Raw genomic sequence first — 6,538 nt, forward strand, 5'->3', positions numbered from 1 at the left:
GGCGAGCCCCGAGAGCTTCTGGTACGCCTCGAGTCGGAGCCGCTCGGACTCGACGTAGTCCTCGGGGATGTGCGCGTCGACGGGGATCTCGAGGCGGAGCTCGGTCTGCCCCTCGGCGACGTCGCCGCGGAACTGCGAGACGGCTTCGCCGATCATGCGGAGGTAGAGGTCGAAGCCCACGCCTGCGATGTGCCCGGACTGCTCGCCGCCGAGCAGGTTGCCGGCTCCGCGGATCTCGAGGTCCTTCATCGCGACCTGCATGCCCGCGCCGAGCTCGTTGTTCGCCGCGATCGTCTCGAGGCGGTCCTGTGCGGTCTCGGACAGCGGCTTGTCGGCGTCGTAGAGGAAGTAGGCGTACCCGCGCTCCCGGCCGCGGCCGACACGACCACGCAGCTGGTGCAGCTGCGACAGCCCGTACTTGTCGGCCTTGTCGATGATGAGCGTGTTCGCGTTCGCGATGTCGAGGCCGGTCTCGACGATCGTGGTGGACACCAGGACGTCGAACCGGCGCTCCCAGAAGTCGACCATCACCTGCTCGAGGGTGCTCTCCGACATCTGCCCGTGCGCGACGGCGATGCGGGCGTCCGGGACGATCTCGGCGAGGTGCGCCGCGACCGACTGGATGTCCTTCACGCGGTTGTGCACGTAGAAGACCTGTCCCTCGCGGAGGAGCTCACGGCGGATCGCGGCCGCGACCTGCAGGTCGGACTGCGGGCCGACGAAGGTCAGGATCGGGTGGCGGTCCTCCGGCGGGGTCGCGAGCGTGCTCATCTCGCGGATGCCGGTGACCGCCATCTCGAGCGAGCGCGGGATCGGGGTCGCGGACATCGCCAGGACGTCCACGTTGGTCTTGAGCTTCTTGAGCTGGTCCTTGTGCTCGACGCCGAAGCGCTGCTCCTCGTCGATGATGACGAGCCCGACGTCCTTGAACTGGACGTTCTGCGACAGGATCCGGTGCGTGCCGATGACGATGTCGACGGTGCCGTCCGCGAGGCCCGCGATCGTCTCCTTCGACTCCTTCTCCGTCTGGAACCGGCTGAGCGCCCGGAGGTGCACGGGGAAGCCGGCGAAGCGCTCCTGGAAGGTCTCCATGTGCTGCCGGACGAGGAGCGTCGTCGGCACGAGCACGGCGACCTGCTTGCCGTCCTGCACGGCCTTGAACGCCGCGCGGATCGCGACCTCGGTCTTGCCGTAGCCGACGTCGCCGGAGAGCAGGCGGTCCATGGGGATCGGACGCTCCATGTCGCGCTTGATCTCGTCGATGGTGGTCAGCTGGTCGGCGGTCTCGGCGAACGGGAACGCTTCCTCGAGCTCGCGCTGCCACGGGGTGTCCGGGCCGAACGCGTGCCCCTTGGACGCCATGCGCGCCGAGTACAGCTTGACGAGGTCGACGGCGATGTCGCGGACGGCCTTCCGGGCCTTCGACTTCGCAGCGGCCCAGTCCGAGCCGCCCATCTTCGACAGGGTCGGGCTCTCGCCGCCGACGTACCGGGAGAGCTGGTCGAGCTGGTCGGTCGGGACGAAGAGCTTGTCACCCGGGTAACCGCGCTTCGAGGGCGCGTACTCGAGGACGAGGTACTCGCGCTGCGTCTTCACGGCGTTGCGGCCCCCGCTCGACACCTCGCGCGAGACGAGCTCGACGAACTTGCCGATGCCGTGCGTGGCGTGCACGACGACGTCGCCGGGCTTGAGCTGCAGCGGGTCGACGACGTTCTTGCGCCGCCCCGCGAGCTTCTTCACCGTGCGGGCGCCCTGCTGCACACTGCGGCCGTAGAACTCGGCCTCGCTGAGGACCGCGATGCGCGGGTCCGGGGTGGCGAAGCCGTGCTCGACGGTCGCGGTGGTCACGATGGCGACGCCCGGCTCGGGAGGCGCGGTGAGGGCTTCGGCACGGGCGGCGACCCCGGCGTCGGCGAGGACCTGCACCGCTCGTTCGACCAGTCCCTTGCCCTGGGCGGTCACCACGACGGCCCACCCGTCGTCGGTCAGCTGCTTGACGTGCGCGATCGCACCGTCGGCGCTGCCCGCGAACGCCGGGATCGCCTCGGCGCGGACCCGGATGTACTCGCCGGCCTCGGCTGCCGCTTCGGCGTCGGTGAGGACGCGGTCGCGGTCACCCTCGTCGAGGCCGGAGTCGAACGGCGAGACCGTCCACCAGGTGCGCTGCCCGCGGGCGTTCTTGAGCTGCTGCACGGTGAGGAAGTTGCCGGCGTCGAGGTCGATCGGCGCCTGGGCACCGGCGACGGCAGCGCTCCAGGCGGCCTGGAGGAACTCCGTGTTGGTCTCCGCGAGGCTGTGCGCACGGCCGCTGACCCGCTCGGGCGAGAACACCGCGATGGTGGCGTCCTCCGGCAGGTAGTGCGTGACCGGCACGAGGTCCTGCACGAGCGCAGGAGCGAGGGACTCCATGCCCTCGACCGGGATGCCCTCGGCGATCTTCGCGAGCATCTGCGACAGGTTCGGGAACTCGTGCAGCATCTCGCGCGCCCGCTGCCGGACGTCGTCGGAGAGCAGGAGCTCGCGCGATGCGGTGAGTTCGACCTGCCCGAGGTCGTCGTCCGTCGTGCGCTGGTCGGCGACGGAGAAGGCCTTGATGGCCTCGATCTCGTCACCGAAGAAGTCGACGCGCACCGGGTGGTCGGCCGTGGGCGGGAAGACGTCGAGGATGCCACCGCGCACGGCGAACTCGCCGCGGCGGGTGACGAGGTCGACCCGGGCGTACGCGAGGTCGACCAGCTGGGCGGCGATCGCCCCGAGGTCGTTGCCGCGCGAGTCGGTGCGGAGGACCACGGGTGCGAGCGTGGTGAGGTTGCCCGCGATGGGCTGCAGCGCCGCGCGGACGCTCGCGACGACCACGGTCGTGCGGCGGTCGTCCGGCGCGGCGTCCTGCCAACCTGCGAGCTTCCGGAGCGTGGCGATCCTCGTGCCCACGGTCTGCGCGCTCGGGCTGAGGCGCTCGTGCGGCAGGGTCTCCCACGCGGGGAACTCGAGCACGTCGGCGTCGGGGACGTAGCTGCCGACGGCGTCACGAACGGCCTCGGCTTCGCGCCCGGTGGCGGTGATGACGAACACACACTGCGGCCCGTTCCGCTCGGCGAGGAGCGCGGCGAGCAGGGGCACGCGCAGGCCGTCGGCCACCGAGAAGTCGGCGTCACGAGGTGCGGCGCGGAGCACGCGATCGAACGCGGAGGCGCGCGAGAGCGCAGGGATGATGCCCGAGATCGTCACTCAGGACATGGTACCGGGGGCCTCCGACAGCCGGGCGGGCGTGCGCGACGGGCGAACAGGGTCAGGGCCGCCGGCCGGGCCGTTCGTGTCCGCGGGACTCGTGCACGGAACGGTTCCGCCGGTGCAGGTGGAGAGCGATCCCGATCAGGACGGCTGCCACGGCGCCGAGTGCGGGGAGGGCGAGCGGGCCGGCGCCGGTGGCCGCGAGGACGGCGCGGTGCGAGGCGTCCCGGGCGGCTGCGTCGCCGTGGTCGCCCGGGGTGCTCGGGAGGGCTGCGACCGCCCCGCTGCTGGCGTCTCCGTGGCCGCCGGGTGCGGCGTCGGTGCCCCCGTGCAGTGCGCGCGGTCGGGCGGCCGGGTCTCGGGGGCCGGTCGGGGTGCCGGGGCTCGGCGTGGCGGGCAGCGGTGCCGGGGAGGAGGTCGCGGTCGGCGTCGGCGTCGGGGCCGGCGTCGGCGCGGGCAGCGGTGCCGGGGAGGAGGTCGCGGTCGGGGCCGGCGTCACCGGGACGGGCTCCGGCGTCGGCGTCACGGGGACAGGCTCCGGCGTTGGCGTCACAGGGACGGGCAGCGGTGCCGGGGAGGAGGTCGCGGTCGGCGTCGGCGTCACCGGGACGGGCTCAGGCGTCGGCGTCACCGGGACGGGCTCGGGCGTCGGCGTCGGCACGTCGGTCGGCGTCGCCACGTCGGTCGGCGTCGGACTCGGGGTCTCCGTGCCCGTCGCCGTCGGAGCCCCGGTCGGCGCCGCGGTCGGCGACGAGACCGCGCCGCCCCCGACCCGCGCCGCCTCCACGACCCGCTGCCGGTTGTAGTCCGCCACCGCGAGCCGTCCCTCCGGTCCCGCGGCGACCGCCGTCGGGTTCGCCAGGGACGATCCGTCCGGTGCGCCCGAGAACGCCACCGTCCAGACGCCGTCCTGCCGCACGAACACCCGGCCGCCGCCGTTGTCGACCACGGCGACCGACCCGTCGTCGAGCACCGCGACGCCGCGGAGGCGCACCGTGCCCGGATCGTCGCCGGGGCTCCCGAGCGACGTGACCGCCCCCGTCGCCAGGTCCTCCTGCCACACCGTGTCGGTCGCCTGGTCCGCCACCGTGAGCGTCGAACCGTCCGACGACACCGCGACGCCCGCGGGATCCGTCCACGGGCCGTCGACGGCGGTCCAGGTCCCCGCGTCGGCGCCGGTCCCGGTCGTCCAGAGCGCCCCGCTGCCCGGGACGGCGGCGAACAGGACGTCGCCGGTCGTCGCGAGCTCGGACACGGCCCGGCGGCTCGGCGCGGGGAACCGGCGGAGCACGTCGTGGCCGTCGAGCTCCGCCACGGTCCGCCGGCCTGCCTCGGTGACGAGCAGGTGCCCGTCGGCGGCCTCGGTCAGCGCGGACGGGTTCCACATCGACCGGTCGTCGGTGCCGAGCGGTGCGACGACCGACCAGGTGCCGTCGGGATCCCGTCGGACGACGCCGTTCGCGGCGAAGTCGGCGAGCAGCAGCGCGCCCGACGTCGTGTACCGGACATCGTTCGGTGCTGCGAACGACGTCGCCGCCCCGGGGGCGTCGGTCGTCACGCGGTCCGGGATCCAGGTCGCGGGCGTCGCCGTGGCGGGTCCGGCCGCGACGACGACGAGGCCCAGGACCGCGGTCATCGCGGTCGCGAGCACGGCGACCGCGATGGCGGTCCGGCCGGCGGACGGTCGGGCACGGTGCAGCACCACGGAGGACCCCCTCGGTCAGCGGGGGTCGGGCTCCCCCGGCCAGAACCTACCCATCGAGGGGGACGCGGCGGTCCCCCAGTTCGGGGACCGTGGTGTCAGGAGGGCGCGTGGATGCGCTGCTGCGCTGCGAGGAGACCGAGGTCGGTGATCGCCTCGACCGCGTCCGCGCCGTCGGCGACGAGGTTCGCAAGGACCTTGCGCTCCGTGGGCGAGAAGTCGCGCAGCACGTAGTCGGCGGGGTCCTGCCTGCCGGGGGGACGGCCGATGCCGATCCGCACGCGGGCGAACTCGTTGGTGCCGGTCGCCTTGATGATGTCGCGAAGGCCGTTGTGCCCGCCGTGTCCGCCGTTGCCCTTGAGCTTGACGGTGTCGAACGGCAGGTCGAGCTCGTCGTGCACCACGATGAGCGACCGGGCGTCGAGGCCGTAGAACCCGAGGACCGACGAGACCGGCCCTCCGGAGGTGTTCATGAACGAGGCGGGCTTCGCGAGCACCAGCTTCGGTCCGCCGGGCACCGGACGCCCTTCGGCGACCTGGTTCGGCGTCTTGTGCTTCCTGAACGTCGCGCCCATCCGGGCGGCGAGTTCGTCGAGGACCATCTGGCCGACGTTGTGGCGGTTGCCCGCGTAGCCGGGCCCGGGGTTCCCGAGCCCGACCACGACGAACACGTTGTCAGCCATCAGCGTCGGCCAGTGGTCCGCGATCGAGGGGTGTTACTCGGAGTCCGACGCGGACTCGTCGTCGTCGGAGGAGGCAGCAGCCTCACCCTCGGCGCCGGCCTCGGCACCGGCCTCAGCCGCTTCCTCGTCGGCCGCGATGTCGTCGGCGGTCGCACGCGGGGTGACGATCTGGACGACGAGCGCCTCGGGGTCGGTCTCGAGCTCGGCGCCCGACGGGAGTTCGAGCTCGGAAGCGAGGATCTGCTTGCCGTCCTCGAGACCCTCGACGTCCACCACGACGTGCTCGGGGATCTTCGTCGCCTCGACGAGGAGCGAGACCGAGGAGAGGTCCTGGACGTGGATGGTGCCGGAGAAGGACTCGCCCTCGACGACGACCGGGACGTCGACCGTGACCTTCTCGCCACGGCGCACGACGACGAGGTCGATGTGCTCGATGACCTGGCGCACCGGGTCGCGCTGGACGTCCTTCACGAGGGCGAGCTGCGCGGTGCCCTCGATGTCGAGGTCGATGATCGCGTTCGCCTGGCGGACGATGAGCATCGTCTCGTGGCCCGGGAGGGTGATGTGCTGCGGCTCGGTGCCGTGACCGTAGACGACCGCGGGGATCTTGTCGTTCGCACGGATCTTGCGCGCCGCACCCTTGCCGAACTTGGTGCGGATCTCCGCTGCGAGCTTCGTGTTGTCGGCCATGGTGCCTCCTGGTGTCGTGGTCGACGCCGGGGTGCCGGCATCGGGGGTCTGTGGTGTTGCAACTCGAACGCGTGCACGCGTGAGGAACGCTCCCAGGACTGGGCCGGGTCTCCCACCGCGTCGATCACGGCCGCGCATGCGCGGCCCTCGCCGAAGTCAGTCACCGAGTCTAGCAGCCCCGGTCGGGCGTGTCGGCCGCCCTGGGCGTTCCCGCAGACGGCCTGGAGGCGCG

At 72.6% G+C, this 6,538-nt stretch carries 4 protein-coding genes; all 4 read right to left on the reverse strand.

Features of this window, described 5'->3' with window-relative positions; all coding sequences use genetic code 11:
• On the reverse strand, positions 1–3,228 hold a 3,228-nt coding region (gene mfd, locus I59_RS16440), incomplete at its 3' end, for a transcription-repair coupling factor (protein WP_022904810.1).
• A 61-nt stretch (positions 3,229–3,289) separates the two neighbouring features.
• Complete coding sequence (locus I59_RS22990) at positions 3,290–4,936, reverse strand: hypothetical protein (RefSeq protein ID WP_022904811.1); 1,647 nt, start codon at positions 4,934–4,936, stop codon at positions 3,290–3,292.
• Between the two features lie 95 nt (positions 4,937–5,031).
• Positions 5,032–5,616: an aminoacyl-tRNA hydrolase gene (gene pth / locus I59_RS16450; protein WP_022904812.1), complete on the reverse strand. Its 585-nt coding sequence runs from the start codon at positions 5,614–5,616 to the stop codon at positions 5,032–5,034.
• A 33-nt stretch (positions 5,617–5,649) separates the two neighbouring features.
• The gene (locus I59_RS16455) at positions 5,650–6,306 is read right to left on the reverse strand and encodes a 50S ribosomal protein L25/general stress protein Ctc (RefSeq protein WP_022904813.1); all 657 of its coding nucleotides are present in this window, start codon (positions 6,304–6,306) and stop codon (positions 5,650–5,652) included.
• Positions 6,307–6,538 lie beyond the last annotated feature (232 nt).

It is taken from the genome of Curtobacterium sp. B8, from assembly GCF_000333315.1.
In the GTDB taxonomy this organism is placed as follows: domain Bacteria; phylum Actinomycetota; class Actinomycetes; order Actinomycetales; family Microbacteriaceae; genus Curtobacterium; species Curtobacterium luteum.